General features: G+C 53.6%; 10 protein-coding genes and 1 pseudogene. 4 read left to right on the top strand and 7 right to left on the bottom strand.

Features of this window, described 5'->3' with window-relative positions; all coding sequences use genetic code 11:
• Positions 1-42 precede the first annotated feature (42 nt).
• The 3 genes from MPRO_RS13930 to MPRO_RS13940 all read right to left on the bottom strand — a co-directional run bounded on the left by MPRO_RS13930 (position 43) and on the right by MPRO_RS13940 (position 5,080).
• Positions 43-2,679, bottom strand: a complete 2,637-nt coding sequence (locus tag MPRO_RS13930; protein ID WP_067293639.1) for a TRAP transporter permease — start codon at positions 2,677-2,679, stop codon at positions 43-45.
• Positions 2,680-2,756: 77 nt separating this feature from the next.
• Positions 2,757-3,746 carry a TAXI family TRAP transporter solute-binding subunit gene (locus MPRO_RS13935; RefSeq protein WP_067293650.1) on the bottom strand — a complete coding sequence of 330 codons (990 nt, stop codon included), beginning with the start codon at positions 3,744-3,746 and terminating at the stop codon, positions 2,757-2,759.
• Between the two features lie 41 nt (positions 3,747-3,787).
• Positions 3,788-5,080: an aminotransferase class V-fold PLP-dependent enzyme gene (locus MPRO_RS13940; protein WP_158651821.1), complete on the bottom strand. Its 1,293-nt coding sequence runs from the start codon at positions 5,078-5,080 to the stop codon at positions 3,788-3,790.
• A gap of 344 nt (positions 5,081-5,424) precedes the next feature.
• Between MPRO_RS13940 and MPRO_RS13945 the strand changes: the two genes are divergently transcribed.
• Positions 5,425-6,387, top strand: a complete 963-nt coding sequence (locus tag MPRO_RS13945; RefSeq protein WP_245635097.1) for a LysR family transcriptional regulator — start codon at positions 5,425-5,427, stop codon at positions 6,385-6,387.
• 244 nt (positions 6,388-6,631) lie between these two features.
• On the opposite strand, the gene MPRO_RS13950 is transcribed toward MPRO_RS13945, so the two are convergent.
• The 3 genes from MPRO_RS13950 to panP form a co-directional block, all read right to left on the bottom strand.
• Positions 6,632-9,007 (bottom strand): Ig-like domain-containing protein, encoded by a 2,376-nt coding sequence (locus tag MPRO_RS13950; RefSeq protein WP_067293656.1) that lies wholly within the window; start codon positions 9,005-9,007, stop codon positions 6,632-6,634.
• Positions 9,008-9,479: 472 nt separating this feature from the next.
• Positions 9,480-11,375, bottom strand: a complete 1,896-nt coding sequence (locus tag MPRO_RS13955) for a propionyl-CoA synthetase (RefSeq protein WP_067293659.1) — start codon at positions 11,373-11,375, stop codon at positions 9,480-9,482.
• 309 nt (positions 11,376-11,684) lie between these two features.
• Positions 11,685-13,334 carry a pyridoxal-dependent aspartate 1-decarboxylase PanP gene (gene panP / locus MPRO_RS13960; protein WP_067293662.1) on the bottom strand — a complete coding sequence of 550 codons (1,650 nt, stop codon included), beginning with the start codon at positions 13,332-13,334 and terminating at the stop codon, positions 11,685-11,687.
• A gap of 301 nt (positions 13,335-13,635) precedes the next feature.
• Here panP and metH point away from each other — a divergent pair, with 301 nt between their 5' ends.
• The gene (gene metH, locus MPRO_RS13965; RefSeq protein WP_102136310.1) at positions 13,636-17,346 is read left to right on the top strand and encodes a methionine synthase; all 3,711 of its coding nucleotides are present in this window, start codon (positions 13,636-13,638) and stop codon (positions 17,344-17,346) included.
• A gap of 500 nt (positions 17,347-17,846) precedes the next feature.
• On the opposite strand, the gene MPRO_RS13970 is transcribed toward metH, so the two are convergent.
• Positions 17,847-18,353 carry a hypothetical protein gene (locus MPRO_RS13970; RefSeq protein WP_067293668.1) on the bottom strand — a complete coding sequence of 169 codons (507 nt, stop codon included), beginning with the start codon at positions 18,351-18,353 and terminating at the stop codon, positions 17,847-17,849.
• Positions 18,354-18,463: 110 nt separating this feature from the next.
• On the opposite strand from MPRO_RS13970, the pseudogene MPRO_RS26645 reads away from it, so the two are divergent.
• Together MPRO_RS26645 and MPRO_RS26180 are read left to right on the top strand one after the other, a co-directional pair.
• Positions 18,464-18,727 (top strand): annotated as a pseudogene (locus MPRO_RS26645) (hypothetical protein); the annotation flags it as partial.
• 65 nt (positions 18,728-18,792) lie between these two features.
• Positions 18,793-18,988 (top strand): hypothetical protein (locus MPRO_RS26180; RefSeq protein ID WP_216821308.1); only part of this gene is annotated, 196 nt, incomplete at its 3' end.

Raw genomic sequence — 18,988 nt, forward strand, 5'->3', positions numbered from 1 at the left:
TTTTCGCTGCAACGAAAGGCCCAATGATAAAGCACCCTTGCTTTATGCATTAATCGACCGAGTTACCGGATCAGCGATCAATCCTGCCGATAGTGTTTTACGGCGACGTTGCAGCAAGATAATCAATGCAAATAAGACCAGCGCCGGTATATAGATCCACTGTTTCGCTGGTTGTACTTGTGGCACGTCTACCGCAGTAATGATCTGATCAAATTCCAGTCCTGCCTTTTGGGCGGGGCTATCAAAGCCTACGTAATCAACAACAGTTTTACCTTTACTGGTTAACAAGGCTAACCCAGCTGAATCTACCCTTGATGCGCCATCTGTCCCCTCGCCTAGTTGCAGGTTGGCCATAAATAGGCGTTCGTTACCCACATCATCTTCACCCTCAACCCAGAAGCGTAATGCAGTTCCTGCGGGCATTGAGTCTGCCGCTTGAACAAGCTGGGTGGGCGCGATTTGCTGATAAGGCGGTACCATTTGATCCATCCAGAAACCCGGACGGAAAAGAGAAAATGCGATTAACATCAATGTCGCCGATTCATACCAGCGACTACGCACAAGAAGGAACCCTTGAGTGGATGCTGTAAATATGAGTATGGCGATGGTAGCAATTATGAAAATTGCTATGCCTTCCAGCCAAGTAACATCGATCAATAATAAATCGGTATTGAAAATGAAAAAGAACGGTAGTACCGCCGTACGCAAGCTGTAGCCAAAGGCTACAAAACCAGTACGAATAGGATCTCCGCCAGATACAGCTGCAGCGGCAAACGAAGCCAAACCGACAGGAGGCGTAACATCAGCCATAATACCGAAGTAAAATACAAACAGGTGAACTGCAATCAGCGGGACTATTAAGCCGGACTCTTGCCCAAGGGTTACAACCACTGGGGCTAATAACGAAGAGACAACAATATAGTTGGCGGTAGTGGGTAACCCCATACCAAGAATAAGGCTCAATATTGCCGTCAGTATCAGCATGAGTAACAAGTTACCCATCGAAAGCATCTCAACCAAATCAGCCAGTACTGATCCAACGCCGGTTTGTGATACTGCACCTACAATGATACCTGCCGTTGCCGTAGCGATACCAATACCAATCATGTTGCGGGCACCCACGATCAAGCCATCAACCAGTTCATTGGCACCTTTTTTCAGTTGAGCAAACAGTCCCCCTTCCTGGCGAAAATATGCCATTAATGGGCGCTGTGTCAGCAGTATAACGATCATCAAAACAGTCGCCCAAAAAGCAGAGAGGCCAGGAGACAAACGTTCAACCATCAGACACCAGACCAGCACAACAACGGGTAGTAGAAAATGCAAACCCGATTTCACCGTTGGCCCCACTTCGGGAAGCTCAATCATTGGCGCGTGAGAACTATCTAATTTGAGGTTGGGCACGAGAGATGCGTAGCGTAACAGGCTAAGGTAAGTGGTTGTTAATAATGCACAAATAACCCATCCAGCATAGTCACCAAAGGCAGGTTTTATCCAGCCAATTCCATAGTAAACGACAGCAGCAATAACAGCCGTTACCATAAACCCGGTCAGCAAGCCGGTCACACGCAAATGCCATGGTTTGATGGCTCCACGACGTGGCAGACCCTGCATATCCAGCTTGAGTGCTTCCAAATGCACGATATAGACCAGCGCAATATATGAGATCAGTGCGGGCAAAAATGCATGTGTAATAACATCCACATAAGAGATACCCACATACTCAACCATCAAAAATGCCGCGGCACCCATGACAGGAGGCATAATCTGTCCGTTAACGGAGGACGCAACTTCAACAGCACCTGCTTTTTCAGCCGAAAAGCCAACACGTTTCATCATAGGAATAGTGAAGGTACCGGTGGTGACCACATTGGCAATGGATGAGCCTGAGATAAGACCCGTAAGACCAGAGGCAACGACCGCCGCTTTAGCTGGTCCGCCACGCATGTGGCCTAATAAAGAGAAGGCTACCTGTATAAAGTAGTTGCCTGCTCCAGCCTTATCCAACAGAGCACCGAACAGAACAAACAGAAATACAAAGCTAGAAGAAACCCCTAGTGCAATACCAAAAACGCCTTCAGTCGTTATCCATTGATGATTAATAAGCTGTTTAAGTGTAACGCCTTTGTGGGCAATGATATCCGGCATATAAGGACCGGCCAGTGAATAGGTCAGGAATATAATGGCCACAATCATCAACGGCGGACCCAGGGTTCTGCGTGCCGCTTCAAGCAACAGCAGGATACCTACAACAGAAACCAACAGATCCTGCATATTGGGAAGACCGGGTCGACCAACGAGTTGATCATAAAACAGGAATATATATGATGCACAAAATGCAGCTATAGCGCTGAGCACCATGTCGCTGATTGGTACACGACGACGCGGCGAGTGGGAAAAAGCAGGATAAGCGGTAAATGCCAGAAAAACAGCAAAGCCCAAATGTATGGCACGGACTTCTGTGTCGTTAAAAACTCCAAAACTGCCAATCATCGGCCAGTCATAGAATGGGAGAGGAGATGCTATCCATAGCTGAAACAGCGACCATAAAAGAGCCGTTCCAAGCAAGAGTTTACCCTGCCACCCCTCAGGAATGCGCGCGCCTGTGTCGTTAGCGGCGACCATCTCCTGAAGTTTTTGATCGTCAATTTTGCTTTGGCTGTTAGGCAAGCTCGTCATATTCAACCCCCCAAAAAAGAATCAGAATAAAAAGAGAGAAGAGATGCCAGGGCATCTCTTCTCGGGTTCTAGATAAATTACATCCAGCCTTTTTCTTTATAATAACGAACCGCTCCATCATGCAGCGGTGCCGACAGACCGTTAGATATCATCTGCTTTGGGTCCAAATTTGCAAATGCAGGGTGTAGACGTTTAAAGTTTTCAAAATTATCGAAAACCGCTTTAACTATCATGTAAACTGTATCGGCATCAACCTGCGATGAAGAAACCATTGTTGCCGCGTTACCAAAGGTATCTATATCGTTATCATTACCATTGTAAAGCCCACCCTTTATAACTGCTGGAGCATAGAAGTCATTTTCAGCAATTAGTTTATCGATCACAGGGCCGGTTACTGGAATAATTTTTGTATCACAAGATGTCGTAGCTTCCTTAATAATGCCGGAAGGATGGCCTACATTCGACAATATAACATCGAGTTTATTATCACAGAGCGCCTGCGATTGTTCAGATGATTTCAGCTCTGCCGCCAGCTTGAACGAATCAACGGTCCAGCCTTTCTCTGCCATGATTACTTCCATGGTGCCACGGGTACCTGAACCTGGGTTGTTAAGGTTAACGCGTTTACCAACTAGGTCATCAAAGGTTTCAACACCTGAATCTGCACGAGCAACAACCGTGAACGGCTCACTATGAAGGGAAAACAAAGCGCGCAGGTCTTCAAATTTACCTTGTTCGATGAAAGACTCATGCTCACTGCCGTTAAGTGCATAGAACTGCCAATCTGATTGAGCAACTCCCAGATCAAGACTGCCTTGACGGATTGCATTGATATTCGCAACTGACCCTCCCGTGGAGGGTGCTGTACACTTAATACCGTGATCTTCAGAACCACGGTTCACCAGGCGACACATAGACTGACCAACGACATAGTAAACACCGGTCTGACCGCCAGTACCGATAGTTACATATTTTTGATCCGCGTTCGCTGCCGTAATACTAAGAGAGGTAGCCAGACCGATTGCCGTAGAAATAATAATATTTGATAGTTTGTTTTTTACTGACATTGAGTGAATCCTTATTTTCGACTGAAGTTTTATTTTCTATATTATTTTAATATTTCCAGAAGGTTTTCCAGAAAAGTTCTCACCTCCTCTTCGGTGTTATAATGCGCGAACGATACACGCGCCACAGATTCGATTCCGAGCGGCCTAAGGATATTACCGGAATAGATATCACTGGAACGCGTATGAATCCGTATTCCTCGATCACCCAGCAATTCAACCAAATTGGCTGTTTCCATGTTTTCTACGCAAAATGAAACAACACCTTCGCGCTGATTAATGTCAGTAGTGCCAACCACAGTTACACCCTGCATACCAAGCAGGCCACAGTGTTCGGCGTTGCCGTTTAATAGCATTGAAATCAAAGCACGCTCGTGCTGCAGCATCACCTTGCCCGCAGCATGAAGTTGGTCTCTGGTTCCTGCTTCCTGGGTAAACTGCTTGCCCAACCAAGCCAGATATTTGACGACCTCGGTAATAGCAGCCAATGCGGACGGGTCACGACTACCCAGCTCCCAGACATTATTAGGTTTACCTATCAAACGGTCATGGGGGATAACACTCATTCGATCGGACAGCCAGGCGTAACCGTTATTGAATTTTGAGTACACCTTGTATAGCGACAAAACGTAAGCATCTGCGCCGTAAGCTTCAACATCCAGGTAGCCGTGGGGGGCATGCTGTATACCATCAACAATCACATAACACTCAGGTGCAATGGCTCGAATCGCGTCAATGATTGCCTTGATATCCATGACCACGCCGGTCACGGGATTCGTGTGAATAACCGTGGCAACCCTTGTATCGGGGCGAACGCAGGATGCGTAGTCCGCCGCACTGACAACGCCGCTTCGAGTGTCGAAGGGGACTTCAATCCATTCTCTGGAAGTATTCTCTGCCCAGATTTGAGTAGCACTGTAGGTCGATGGATGCTCAACCGAACTGGACAAAATTGAGCCCCCTTCCGGTGATGCAAGTACCGCACTTCGTACCAGGCGGAAAAGGCATTCGGTACCTGTTTCCCCACCGAAGACAACGCCACTCTTTGCGCCAAAAAGCAGCTTCAGATTTTCCAGACCTTCCTCAACGACAGAGCTCATCGCTTTGGAGGCTGCATTATTTCGATGCTCATTATCCGGGACTGCGCCTAATTCCGCAGTACGTTCAATGACAGACTTCAGGGTCAGGGATCCACCCGCACTTTCAAAATAAATCCGCTTACCGGCATAGGGGCAATGCTCGGTATGATGAAATTGTGACCGGATCTGTTCCAGCAGGTCCAAGTCCAGTGGCGAAGTGATTGGCTCTTGATTGGATTCCGCGTGGGCGTTGTTCATGGATAAATCCTGCTGATTGCTGGGGTAGATGTCATTGAACCCGTGCTCGACCGGGTTTTTCCTGGTGCTGTACTGCATTGATGTTCAGTCTAAAAAAGTAGAAACATAATAAAAAGCGAATAGTTGGAATAAGACTAAATAACTTTTTTTCATCTATAATGCATGCCTTTCACCGGCACTTGTAACGCCCATCCTCTGCCCCCCAGTGGGGTCAACTACAAGCCACCCACGTAACATCAAAAAATGTGATGCGCTTTTAAGTTGGATTATTGATTTTTGGAAAGTATCATATGGAAATTCTGTGACGATACAGCGCTTATACCTGTCACAGAGGATTATCTGACTTGACACTGCCCGAGTTGAATAATGAAATTTTCGGAATAACCAAAAGCGACCAGGCCATGATTACATTCAAACAGATTGAAGCTTTGTACTGGATATCGGAGCTGGGCAACTTTGCAGCAGCAGCTGAAAAGCTGCATACGACCCAATCCGCAATTTCCAAGCGTGTCAACGAGCTGGAAGCCGCTTTTGGCATGTCCGTGTTTGATCGTTCTCGCCGCAGTGCCAGGCTTACGGAAAAAGGCAAAGAACTGTTAATTATGGCGAAGGATCTGATTGAGATGCGAGACCAGATGCTTGAACGTATGGCTAATCCGGCAGTTCTGCATAAACGCTTTCGAATTGGTGTCACTGAACTAACGGCGCTGACCTGGTTACCAAAATTGGTGAAACTGATCGAACGGAACTATCCTCGGCTAATTCTTGAGCCGCAGGTTGAGCTGAGCTCAGCACTCTTCGATAAGATGAGCGATGATTCACTAGATTTTATTATCGTCCCTGACGTGCATGAAGACGTACGTTTTAGGGTACAACCACTAGGGTCCGTGGAAAATGTCTGGATGTGTACCCCTGATTACACAGATATTCAGGGGCCAATAGAATTACAGGATATTGCACAATTTAATGTGCTGATGCAGGGCTCCCGCTCGGGTACAGGGCTGATCTACGATCAATGGTTTTTTCAAAACAAAGTGAATATTAGCCAAACTCTGATCAGCAACAATCTGGTTGCACAGATAGGTCTAACATTATCCGGCTTTGGCATTTCCTACCTGCCCCTAGAAGCAATGACGTCATTAATAGAACAAGGACAGCTTCGGACACTGGACATTAACCCAAAGCTGCCTCAGATCAGTTATGCAGCGATCTATCGTTCCGATCGAGACTCACAACTTTACAAAGACGTAGCCAATTACGCTAAACAGGCCTGTGATTTTAGTCGTTTCCTGCTAAGTGGTCATTAACCTTAAGTGTTTCCCACTTTGGGCCACGATAATTTTTAAAGCTATTCATTTTAAAAATACAGATTTTTCTATAGGCTGATTTTATCAGATAATAGTCAGCACTCCTGAACAGGAAATCAGGATCTCTGTAGTCATATTTACTTCCAGCCCCACCAGATAAAAAAGGCAGCCCAAAGGCTGCCTTTTCTCTAACCGCTTTCTGCTTCTAATATCAGACTCTAAATATATTGATTGCACATAGATCTCAGCAACCCTTTTTAGGATGACATTTTACGCTACCGTCGCCACCCTTGCCTGCCAAGGACACTGACACCGTTGCCTGAGCCGTGAGGGCCCCATCGGTGATGGTATAGGTGAAGGTATCGCCACCGCGCCTGCTGCCACGACTGTAAACCAGTTGAGTACCATCGGCGCTCAGCTCCACGCTGCCCTTGCCGCCCTGAGTCCAGCTCAAAATGCTGATGGTATCGCCGTCGATATCCGAGTCGTTCGCCAGTACCGCAATGCTAACGGCGCTGTCTTTGGCCACTTCAGCACTGTCATCCAGCGCCACTGGGGCAGTGTTTGCCGACACTGCCGTAACGCTGACACTTACCCATGCCGATCCCGAAAGGTCCTTGCCATCGGTAGCTACATAGGAAAAGCCATCCGTACCACTGAAGCCGGCATTGGGTACGTAGCGCAGGCTGGCGCCTTCGGCAATTACCGAGCCATTGCTGGCCTGGGTAAAGGATGCCACGCTCAGGCTGTCGCCATCGGCGTCGCTGTCATTGCTGAGTACATTGATCGTTACGCCTTCGGCTTCCAGTGTGCTGGCAGTATCATCCTGCGCCACCGGTGCCTGATTGGGCGCAGGGGCTGTAGTGGCGCTGGCCATGGGTGACCAGGCCGTCATGTTGCCGCTACCATCCCGAGCCCGGGCCTGAAAGCTGTAAAGCGTAGCCGCACTCAGCCCCGTAGCGCTGAACTGGTTGCTGCCCTGCCAGGCACTGGTGGCACAACCTGCCCCGGTACTGGCAGTGCATTGAAACTGATACTCCACCACGCCTGAGTCATCAGTGGCCACACTCGTGGCCATGTCGATCTGAGTGCTGTTGATGGCAGCCGGCACCGAGACCCAGGTCATGGGATCGGGTGTAGGTGCGGTGATATCAACATCGCCACCGGGCACAGTACCGGTAATGAAGTACATCCCCAGACTTCCATAGTCACTGTAGGGAACCTGAGTATTGCCGACACCCGTTATGGCCAGGTAATAACGCCCCTGGGCCACAGTGGTATCGATACGCGCCAGGGTTTCATCCAGGGGATCACTGCTGACCAGCGGATTGCCCAATGCATCGTAAAGGGTTGCCTCTATATCCAGGTTGGCACCACGACGCGAGCTGCGATAAAACGCATCCCAGGCCGGCGTAATATTGAGAGACAAGGCCCCGGCGCCACTGTCGAACCAGAACACATCACTATCGGTGCGGGTTTCAATAACGCCCTTGTTGGCGCTGTCGCTGTTGTGCGGATCCATTTCGGGGGTCGTTACAAACACAGTGCCATTGGCATCCAGCGCCAGGGCACTGGCGGTTCCGCGACTGTCGCCATGGTCATCATCGCGGTAGCCCAAACGATCACCGATGGCCTGCAGGTCATCCTGGGTATTGTTGGCATCCAGGTACTCGCCGGCACTCCACTGGGTAACATTCTGGTAGTAGCCCACACCCATGATGGGGGCCCAGGACACAGCGCCGCTGCCATGGCCTCTGTAGTAACTTTCGGTACTGCTGCCATCGTGAGCCAGGCTCAGGTTATGACCGAACTCGTGGCTCGCGGCCTCAGCAATATAAGGGCTGAAGGATGCCAAATTCTCGTAATACACCAGCGCCGGCTGATAATTCGTATAGTTGGAATAGCCCCAGACACCTACATAAGCCACGCCGCCGCCGCCATTTGCGGGCATCGCTGCGCCCGTTTCGTCGGTGTTGGGGGTAATCAGCACATGCCCCACCAAAGGCCCAAACTGACCCGGATCCTCGGTGGTCACGTCTATATCAAAAGGTGCCATATCCTCGGCCACACGGTGCCAAATTTCAGCAATGGCGGCGCGCTCCGCATCACTGAAAGTACTGCCATCAGCGTCGGTACTGTAGGGTTTTGCATAGTAAGTCGATGCCCCTGAATTCCAGGCCGTCCCGGTAATGTCATGGCCATCAAAATCAAGAAATACCACGCGCTCAGCCCCCGGCCGACTGTGTAGCGAAAAGCTGTCCTGGCCCGCGACAGAGAGTAGCAGTGCGCTGTCGACAAGGGCCGTTTCGGCACTATCGGTGTCAATATCAGGCGGGGCTGGCAACTCGGTGTCGCTGTAATAGACCCCGCCCTCGTTATCTATCTGCAGGTAAGCATAATCCTGTTCCGGAATTTCGAAACGCTGCAGCCACAAAAGTGCACGCTCCTGAGCGACCTGCGGCAGCGACTCTATGCGCTGGCGCAGCCGCCCTGGTGGCAGGCCCTGGCCATTTCTGGCCACCGGCAACTCACCCGCAGAAAGCTCACCGGGCGAGGCGCCCTGCCATGCCCCGGATGAGTTTGCAGGCGCAGCCTGCACTGCGCTTACGGCAATTGCCATAAGCAGCCCCGTCGCTGGCGCCCCAATGAATGTTGTTATTTTTGTTCGTGCTTTCATGCTGAAATCCCCATGCCATGCTCGCCCTGCCTGGCGCACACACATCCAATGTCGGTTCGGATCAGATCTGTCCCTGCCATCCGAATTAACCCACTAATTGGCAACGCCCGAAGCCCGACTGGTCCTACCGGTAACTACCCGGCAACACAGGCACTGCGACGCTTACCCTGGCTAGGTAGGCAGCAATAAGCATTCCAATTCCGCAGGAATATATTTAAGCAATTGAAACAAGTGTTTAGGTCTAACGGGCAGAGGCGCCATGGCAAGGCCATAGCATTTTGCAATTGCGTATTGCCAATATGGGCTGCGCTTTCGCAGTTTACCTGTGCCTATGGGCAACTATGCAAAACAGAATAAAAAGCCGGACACAGGGCCCGGCTATTGCCTTAAAGCACGCATTAAAAGAGCACCAGATTTAGCCTTGCGCGTGCGGCTGACGGCGATTCAGAATGGCTTCAATCTCGGCCACGCTGGCGGGATCATCAATGGTGGATGGCACGCTGTAATCCTGGCCATCTGCGATCTGGCGCAGCAGCTTGCGCAGAATCTTGCCGGAGCGGGTTTTGGGAAGGCGCTGCACCACCACCGCCCGCTTGAAACAGGCCACGGCGCCGATCACCTGACGCACACTGGCCACCAGCTCCGCTTCAAGCTGGGCTTCATCCAGCTCCACGCCGTCTTTCAGCAGTACCAGCCCCACCGGCTGCTGCCCCTTGAGGTCATCATGCACGCCTATCACGGCGCACTCCGCCACCGCAGGATGGGCGGCAACGATCTCCTCCATCTCGCCGGTGGACAGACGGTGGCCTGCAACGTTTATCACGTCGTCGGTACGCCCCATGATGAACACATAACCGTCTGTATCCTTGTAGCCGCCATCACCGGACGAGTAATAGCCCGGATAATCCGCCAAATAGCCCGATTTGAAACGCTCGAAGTCGCCCCAGATAGTGGGCAGGCAGCCCGGCGGCAAGGGCAACTTGAGGGCAAGAATGCCCTGCTCGCCGGCCGGCAGCTCATCACCCTCGGGGCCCAGAATCTGCACGTTATAGCCCGGCACCGGCACCGTGGAGGAGCCAGGTTTGGCTGGCAGCATTTCGATACCGACAGGGTTGGCGCAGATCGCCCAACCCGATTCTGTCTGCCACCAGTGATCCACCACCGGCAGGCCGGTAATGTCCCGCGTCCACTCATAGGTTGACGGATCCAGCCGCTCACCGGCCATAAAGATGGTTTCCAGCTTCGACAGGTCATGCTGCTGTAACAGCTGCCCTTCGGGGTCTTCTTTCTTGATGGCCCGAAACGCCGTGGGGGCGGCAAAGAGCGCCTTGACGCCATGTTCGGCGCAAACACGCCAAAAAGCACCGGCATCCGGGGTGCGTACCGGCTTGCCTTCGTACACCAGGGTGGTGCACCCGGCCAGCAAGGGGCCGTACACAATATAGGAATGCCCCACCACCCAACCGACATCCGAGGCGGCCCAGAAGACATCGCCGGGGTTCATGTTGTAGATGGCTTTCATCGAATACTTCAGTGCCACCGCATGACCGCCATTGTCCCGTACCACGCCCTTGGGCTTGCCGGTGGTGCCGGAGGTATAAAGGATATAGAGCGGATCCGTCGCCTTGACCGGCACGCAGTCCGCCGGCGTCGCCTGCGCCATGGCAGCGTGCCAGTCGAGGTCGCGCCCCGCCAGCAGCTCGGCGGCAACTTCGGGCCGCTGCAACACCACACAGGCGTTTGGCTTATGCGCGGCGCGCGCCAGGGCATCATCCAGCAGCGGTTTGTAGGGAATGACTTTGGCGATCTCGATGCCACAGGATGCAGACACAACTACCCGCGGGCAAGCATCATCGATGCGCACGGCGAGCTCAGGTGCAGCAAAGCCGCCGAACACCACCGAATGCACGGCGCCAAGACGCGCTACCGCCAGCATGGCAACCACGGCTTCTGCGATCATCGGCATGTAGATCAGCACCCGATCCCCCTTGACCACGCCCTGGGCACTGAGCACGCCGGCAAAACGTGCCACCTGATCACGCAGCTCTGTATAGCTGTAGCGCTTTTGAGTGCCGGTCACGGGCGAGTCGAAGATCAGCGCCGTCTGATCACCCCGCCCCTGCTCAACATGAATATCCAGAGCGAGATAACAGGTATTCAGCTCGCCATCGGCAAACCAGCGATCCACTCCATTTTCATCTCTGGACAGTATCTGTTGCGGCGCCTTGAACCACTTGAGCGCTGCGGCCTTGTCGCTCCAGAACGCCTGCGGATTGTCGATGGATCTTGCGTACTCCGCCTGATAAGTCATGCTGAACCCCTTTATTGTTGTCACCTGCCCTGCTAGAGAAAATCATCAAAGTGTCGACAATAACCCCTAAGCCCGGTTCACAGCTTAATCAATAACACGCCTTTATCAACCTAGACAAAAGGCTATACCCGCGCACCTCCTACCTTTCCGGCCACCAAATTACTCAAACAAGCCGCAGGGAGATGGCGAAGTGTCGACAGTTTGCGCTGCCGGGACATACACGGGGCAAGAAAACACGACAGCGTGCAGGCGCAGGCCCGCACGCTGCGCTACAGCAGCGTAGTTCAGGGAAGCTGAAAAGGCGGGGTGTCAGTCAGCGGAAACAGAGGTCAGGCGCGCAAGCTCGACCATATCGTCATTATCAGCCAGGGTGCCGACAATTTCGCGCTGCTCGTCGAGCACATAACGCAGCACTGCATCGGTGGTCAACGGATTGGCCAGCACCACCCGAAACACCGTAATGGCATGGCGAGCGTAACAGTCCGGCGTTAACCGGGTACGGGAGACGAAGGCCTTGCCCAGTTCACGCTGGGTCTTCTGAATGGTGCGGGTAATGCGACTGAGCACATCGTTAATCTCGATACTGCGCGCGGCATCGGCATCACGCAGCGCCGCCTGTACCTGGGCCGGCACCCAGCGATAGGTCAGAATATTGAGCTCAGGGGCTGATACCAGCTCAAAGTCATCCAGCGACTCGATGCGATCAGCAAAGCGCTGCGCCAATTCGATGCCATTGTCGATCAGCATCGCATAGCCGCGCCGGCCGATAATCTTCAGCGCTGAGTGCACCAGCATCGCCATGCCCGGACGCGAGCCTTCCAGGGTGGCGCTGCCAAGGTCCTTGGAGCCCTTGCGAATAATGTACTGGGCATGATGTTCGATACTGTTCAGCGCCGAAGGGTCACGGAACAACACCAGACCAACGCCCATGGGAACATAAAGTTGCTTGTGGGCATCGATGGTCACGGAGTCTGCCCGCTCAATGCCCTTGAGGCGCCCACGGTAGCGCTCGGAAAACAGCGTGGGTGCGCCCCAGGCGCCGTCTACATGGAAGTGAATGCCATGTTCTTCAGCGATATCGGCGAGTTGGTCCAGCGGATCTATATTGCCGGTTTCGGTGGTACCGGCCACGCCGACCAGCGCAAAGGGGCGGATATTCTGCTGCTGCAGTTGCTTGAGCTTGGCCCGCAGCGCATCCGGGCGAATCCGGTTCTGGCCGTCGGTTTCAACCGCCACTATCTGGTCACGGCCTATCCCCAGCACATCCGCGGCCTTTGACAGTGAATAATGGCCGCGCTCGGACACCAGCACCGCCGTGCCTTCACAACCGTAATGGCGCATGGCAGCAAAGACACCACTGCGGGTGATGCCGGGGAACTCACCGTCCGGGCCAAAGGCGCGATTGCGCGCCGCCCAGAGCGCGGTGATGTTGGCAACGGTGCCACCGGAACAAATGGCACCCAGATGACGATGACTGTCGTGCAGCCAGCGGCCGTAGAAATCGTCCGGCTGGTCGTACACCAGTCGGTGCAGCATACCCAGTACCTGGCGTTCCAGCGGCGTAAAGGCCTTGGAGGTTTCAGTTTTCACCAGGTTCTGGTTCAGGGCGATCATGATCTTGGACAGCGGGATCATGAAATACGGCAAGGCCGAGGTCATGTGACCGACAAAACTGGGCGATGAGGTATGCACCGACTGCGCCACCACCTTGTCGAGCAGGAACTGCGCCTGTTCGGAGACATAAACCGGCTGCTCCGGGATCAGGGTGTCACTGAAATCCTGCTCGATTTTGACCAGATCCGTCTCTTCGGCAACGATATTGTCCTGCAGAAAACCGGCAAGGTTGGCGGAAATATCATTCTCCAGCCGGCTCAGGGTCGAACCGGGCGCTTCGGGAACTGTGAAAATCCGCAACAGGTTTTCCATGCTGACCGCGGCTGCCTTCGAATTTGTATTCATGGATTATCGCTACCTTTGCCAAAGCAAGTCTGCTGCCTCGCCTACCCGCAGCACGCTGTTGATCCGAGCTACCCGCCGGAGCGGGTCAGACGGGCTGATGAACAGCCAGCCGGCCTTTTGTGCGGTGCACATAATACTCGACTCATCGCCCGGAAAGAAATACGAAACAAATCCAGCCTTCAAAGGCCCCCTAAATCAGTTTTTTTCAACTGTTCATGAACAGCCCTCAGGAAAAGAGGCAAGCTTTTGATTTACAATAGCGATCTTCGTAATGGATCGACAGAGTATTGGGGCCGAACAGGTGACAGACGTGAACACTTTCAAGACACTGCAGGACACGCTCAGAAAACGCATCATGATCATTGATGGCGGCATGGGCACCATGATCCAGCAGTACAAACTTGAAGAGCAGGATTATCGCGGCAGTCGCTTTGCCGACTGGCATACGGACGTCAAGGGTAACAACGACCTGCTGACCCTGACGCAGCCAGACCTTATCGCCGATATCTATCGCGGCTACCTGGAGGCCGGCGCCGATATACTGGAAACCAATACCTTCAACTCCACTACCATCGCCATGGCCGATTACGACATGGAGTCGATCAGCTATGAGATCAACCGCGCAGGCGCAGCACTGGCCCGCAAGGTCTGCGACGAAATCCAGCTGAAGACACCGCATCGCCCGCGCTATGTCGCAGGTGTGCTGGGCCCAACCAACCGCACCTGTTCCATCTCGCCGGATGTCAACGATCCTGGCTTTCGCAACGTCAGCTTCGATGAGTTGGTAGATGCCTATGTTGAGTCTACCGATGCCCTGGTACAGGGTGGCGCCGATATCATTCTGATCGAAACCATTTTCGATACCCTGAATGCCAAGGCTGCGATCTTCGCGGTAGAAAAATACTTCGATGACAACGGCGTGCGCCTGCCGGTGATGATCTCCGGCACCATTACCGATGCCTCGGGCCGTACCCTCTCCGGCCAGACCACCGAAGCCTTTTGGAACTCCATCCGCCACGCACGGCCTATTTCCGTGGGCCTGAACTGCGCTCTGGGGCCCAAGGAACTGCGTCAGTATGTGGAGGAACTCTCCCGTATCGCCGACACCTTTGTCTCGGTACACCCCAACGCGGGCCTGCCCAACGCCTTTGGCGAATACGACGAAACCCCGGAAGAAATGGCCGAGGAAATCGGCGAGTGGGCTCAGTCAGGCTTCCTGAACCTGGTGGGTGGCTGCTGCGGCACCACGCCTGAACACATTCGCGCCATCCGCGAAGCGGTCGAACACGAAGACCCGCGCGTGATTCCGGACATCAAGCCCGAATGTCGCCTGGCGGGCCTGGAGCCCATGAACATCGGCGCCGAATCGCTCTTCGTCAACGTCGGCGAACGCACCAACGTTACCGGTTCTGCGGTATTCAAGCGCCTGATCAAGGAAGGCGATTACGAAACCGCGCTGGATGTAGCCCGCCAGCAGGTGGAGAACGGCGCCCAGATCATCGATATCAACATGGATGAGGGCATGCTGGACGCCGTGGCCGCCATGGAGCGTTTCCTCAAGCTGATCGCCTCTGAGCCGGATATTTCCCGCGTGCCGATCATGATCGACTCCTCCAAGTGGGAAGTGCTGGAAGCCGGCCTCAAGTGTCTGCAGGGCAAGGGCGTGGTCAACTCCATCTCTATGAAGGAAGGCGAGGAAAACTTTATCGCCCAGGCCCGCCTGGTCCGCCGCTACGGCGCCGCTGTTATCGTTATGGCCTTCGACGAAGACGGCCAGGCCGACACCTTCGCGCGCAAGACGGAAATCTGCGAGCGCTCCTACCGCATTCTGGTAGACAAGGTCGGCTTCGACCCCGAAGACATCATTTTCGACCCCAACATCTTCGCCATCGCCACCGGCATCGACGAACACAACAACTACGCCGTGGACTTTATCGAGGCCACCGGCTGGATCAAGCAGAACCTGCCCCACGCCAAGATTTCCGGCGGCGTGTCCAACGTGTCTTTCTCGTTCCGTGGCAACAACCCGGTGCGCGAAGCCATTCACTGCGTCTTCCTGTACCACGCCATCCAGCAAGGCATGGACATGGGTATCGTCAACGCCGGTCAGCTGGCGATCTATGATGACCTGCCAGAAGAGCTGCGCGAGCGGGTGGAGGATGTCGTCCTCAATCGCCGCGAGGACGGCACTGAGCGCATGCTGGAAATCGCCGAGAAATACCGCGGTGACGGTGCCGCCGCCGAAGCGCCTGAAGCGGCCGAATGGCGCTCCTGGGATGTGAATCGCCGCCTCAGCCATTCGCTGGTAAAAGGCATCACCGAGTTTATTGATGAGGACGTTGAAGAAGCCCGCCTGAATCATGAAAGGCCCATCGAAGTCATCGAAGGTCCGCTGATGGATGGCATGGGCATCGTCGGCGATCTGTTCGGTGCCGGCAAGATGTTCCTGCCCCAGGTGGTGAAATCCGCCCGCGTGATGAAAAAGGCCGTGGCCTACCTGATGCCCTTTATCGAGGCCAGCAAGGCGGATAACGTCAGCAGCTCCGCCGGCAAGGTGGTGATGGCAACAGTGAAGGGCGACGTGCACGACATCGGCAAGAACATCGTCGGCGTGGTGCTGCAGTGCAACAACTTCGAGATTATCGATCTTGGCGTCATGGTCTCTTCCGAGAAGATCCTGCAGACCGCGCGGGACGAAAACGCCGACCTTATCGGTCTGTCTGGCCTGATCACCCCGTCGCTGGATGAAATGGTACACGTGGCCAAGGAAATGGAACGCCAAGGCTTTTCCATTCCGTTGCTGATCGGCGGCGCCACCACCTCCAAGGCCCATACGGCGGTGAAGATCGAGAAAGGCTACAAGCGCGATCAGGTGGTGCATGTGACCAACGCCTCCCGCGCCGTGGGCGTGGCCTCTGCCCTGCTGTCTGACAGCCGCAAGGCCGACTACGTGAAGGAAGTGCAGGAAGAGTACGAGGCCATTCGCGAGCGCCACGCCGCCCGCCAGAACGACAAGCGCCGCGTCTCCCTGCCCGCAGCAAGGGCCAACAAGTTTGCCATCGACTGGGACGCCTACACACCGCCGGTACCCAAACAGCTGGGGATCCAGGTGTTCGAGGACTACGACCTGACGGAACTGGTCGATTACATCGACTGGACGCCCTTCTTCCAGGCCTGGGAACTGGCCGGGCGCTTTCCGCGCATTCTCAACGATGAGGTGGTGGGCGAAGAAGCCACACGCCTGTACGGCGATGCCCAGGCCATGCTCAAGCGCCTGGTGGACGAAAAACGCCTGCAGGCCCGGGCCGTGTTCGGCCTCTTCCCGGCCAACAGCGTGGGTGACGACGATATCGAACTCTACACCGATGACAGCCGCACCCAAGTGCTGACAACACTGCATCACCTGCGCCAGCAGACCGAAAAGGTCGCCGGCAAGGCGCACATGTGTCTGACCGACTTTGTGGCGCCCAAATCCAGCGGCAAGAAGGACTACTACGGTGCCTTCGCCGTGAGCACCGGTTTTGGGGTCGATGAACTGGTGGCGCACTACGAAGCCGATCACGATGACTACAACAGCATCATGGTCAAGGCCCTGGCCGACCGCCTGGCCGAAGCCTTCGCCGAGCGCCTGCACAAGCGTGTGCGCCAGGAATACTGGGGCTATGCACCGGACGAGGCGCTGGATAACGAAGCCCTGATCCGTGAGAAATACCAGGGCATACGCCCGGCACCGGGCTACCCCGCCTGCCCCGACCACACGGAAAAGGCTCTGATGTGGGAGCTGCTGGACGTAGAAAAGAACACCGGCATCATCATCACCGAGTCCTACGCCATGCTGCCCACGGCGGCGGTCAGCGGCTGGTACTTCAGCCATCCCCAGGCGCAGTACTTCGGCGTCGCCAAGATCGGTGAAGACCAGGTGTCGGACTACGCCCACAGAACCGGCATGGAGCAGACAGTAGCCGAACGCTGGCTCTCGCCGAATCTGGGATATGAGCCGGATGAGAATTGATTGAAATAAAAAGCTGTCAGCCTCGAGCTATCAGCTGTAAGTTCTGAGCTTTAAGCTGAAAGACAAAAAAGCCCCGGCAGCAATGCCGGGTTTTTTTATATACGCCAGATGGGCAATCAGATTGTTTCATTCCAAGCAGACGTCGATCACACCTTGTCAGGCGGCGATTATCAAGCATGCGGAAGTATCCTGCCCATCGCAGTGATTTAAATAGCTCTCCTAAAGAAATCTAAAGTTTCAGTTACCGGCGCGTGGTACTGATTTAATTATTACGATTTCATATCCTATCGCAGTATGAGCAAAGCGGAGCCTTCTCATCTGTACGAATGTTGGGCGCGTCGCAACGCCCCCTTGCCCGACTTACCGCCTCTGCCCGACCACTTTCACCAAGTGGATGTGGTGCAGCGAAGCGAAACCCATCAATCGGGGGCTCATTGCTGGGTTGCCCCCCTTCGATGGCCATAAAAAGCAACGCCTCGATCAGTATCGCGCCCGGCGCCTCAGACGCGTTCTTGATTGATCTGTAAATTTTTGATTAATTCTCCAGACCGCTTGGCTTCCCAGTAGCCGTCCCTTATTTCCTTTGCCATATTTTTACCAATGCTCACACCACAACTAAGAATAAGACCGTCACACACAAGTTTATTTGTATAGGGAATGATTGCAGTTTCGATAACGCTGTAATCACCAATAAGTTCTTCTAGGGGCGTTGTCAGCGCGGCAACCTGGTAGTATTTTCCAGTGTCGATGCTTTTAAGGATGTAGCCTTTCTGGTACTTTTTCAAATAAACAAATTTGCCAAAAATGCCTGATTTTATTGAATTAAAAAAGTCGATACCCACTATGTCTGTGATGCCTTCTTCAAGGTCTTCGTTATCCTTAAATATTAGCGGCCTTAAAAATCCATATCCCTTGAATCCATCCGGTTCAGCACCACCATTCAAGAAAACCATTACCGCTTTGTAGTGATATAAAAACAAATCTGCCAATTTTTTATCTATGAGCATTTCTCGATCTCTAGCCCGGATTTTTCATAAATGGAGGCGAGCCTCGTTTAACCTTTTTATGTAAAAGGAGTTCGCCAATAACGCTTCGTACGAAGCTTAGACGAGCGCCCATGCGGGATTCTACCCAAAATCAGCTGCGTTTTCCTACCATTGCCGGTTTCACCCTGCGCACTGACGTCCAAGGCGGCGCGCTCATGAACGATTTTTGCCCCCTGCTACTCTGTGGTGTCGAACAGCAGTGCGGGCTGATCGGGTATCGACCGCCTCGCGAAAGCGATCCATCTTATGGAGCTGGCGAGCACTGGCGTCATTGTGCGATCAGGCCTGAAAGGTCGATACAGGGACTATATCGACGCCGATTACATGGATGTGCACTCCTTACCTTGAAGGCCGGCCGCCCGCACTCTGGAATGCAGAGCGCAGCAAGAAGGCTTCATAGGTGCGTATTCTTCAAGTTAAAGATCCTTGGTTACTTTCATTGGCGCGAACAAAAAACGTAACGCGCCAGCAAGACGCAACACAAGCCATTATGCGCTTGCAAAAAATTATCTCGCGGCGGCCACTATTAACCCGGTGGACAAATAGGTTCCCTTCCTATTTGTCCGTCACGCCAGAAAAACTAGCGCAAGTGCATG

Origin of the sequence: Marinobacterium profundum (assembly GCF_001528745.1) — a bacterium.
In the GTDB taxonomy this organism is placed as follows: Bacteria; Pseudomonadota; Gammaproteobacteria; order Pseudomonadales; family Balneatricaceae; genus Marinobacterium_A; species Marinobacterium_A profundum.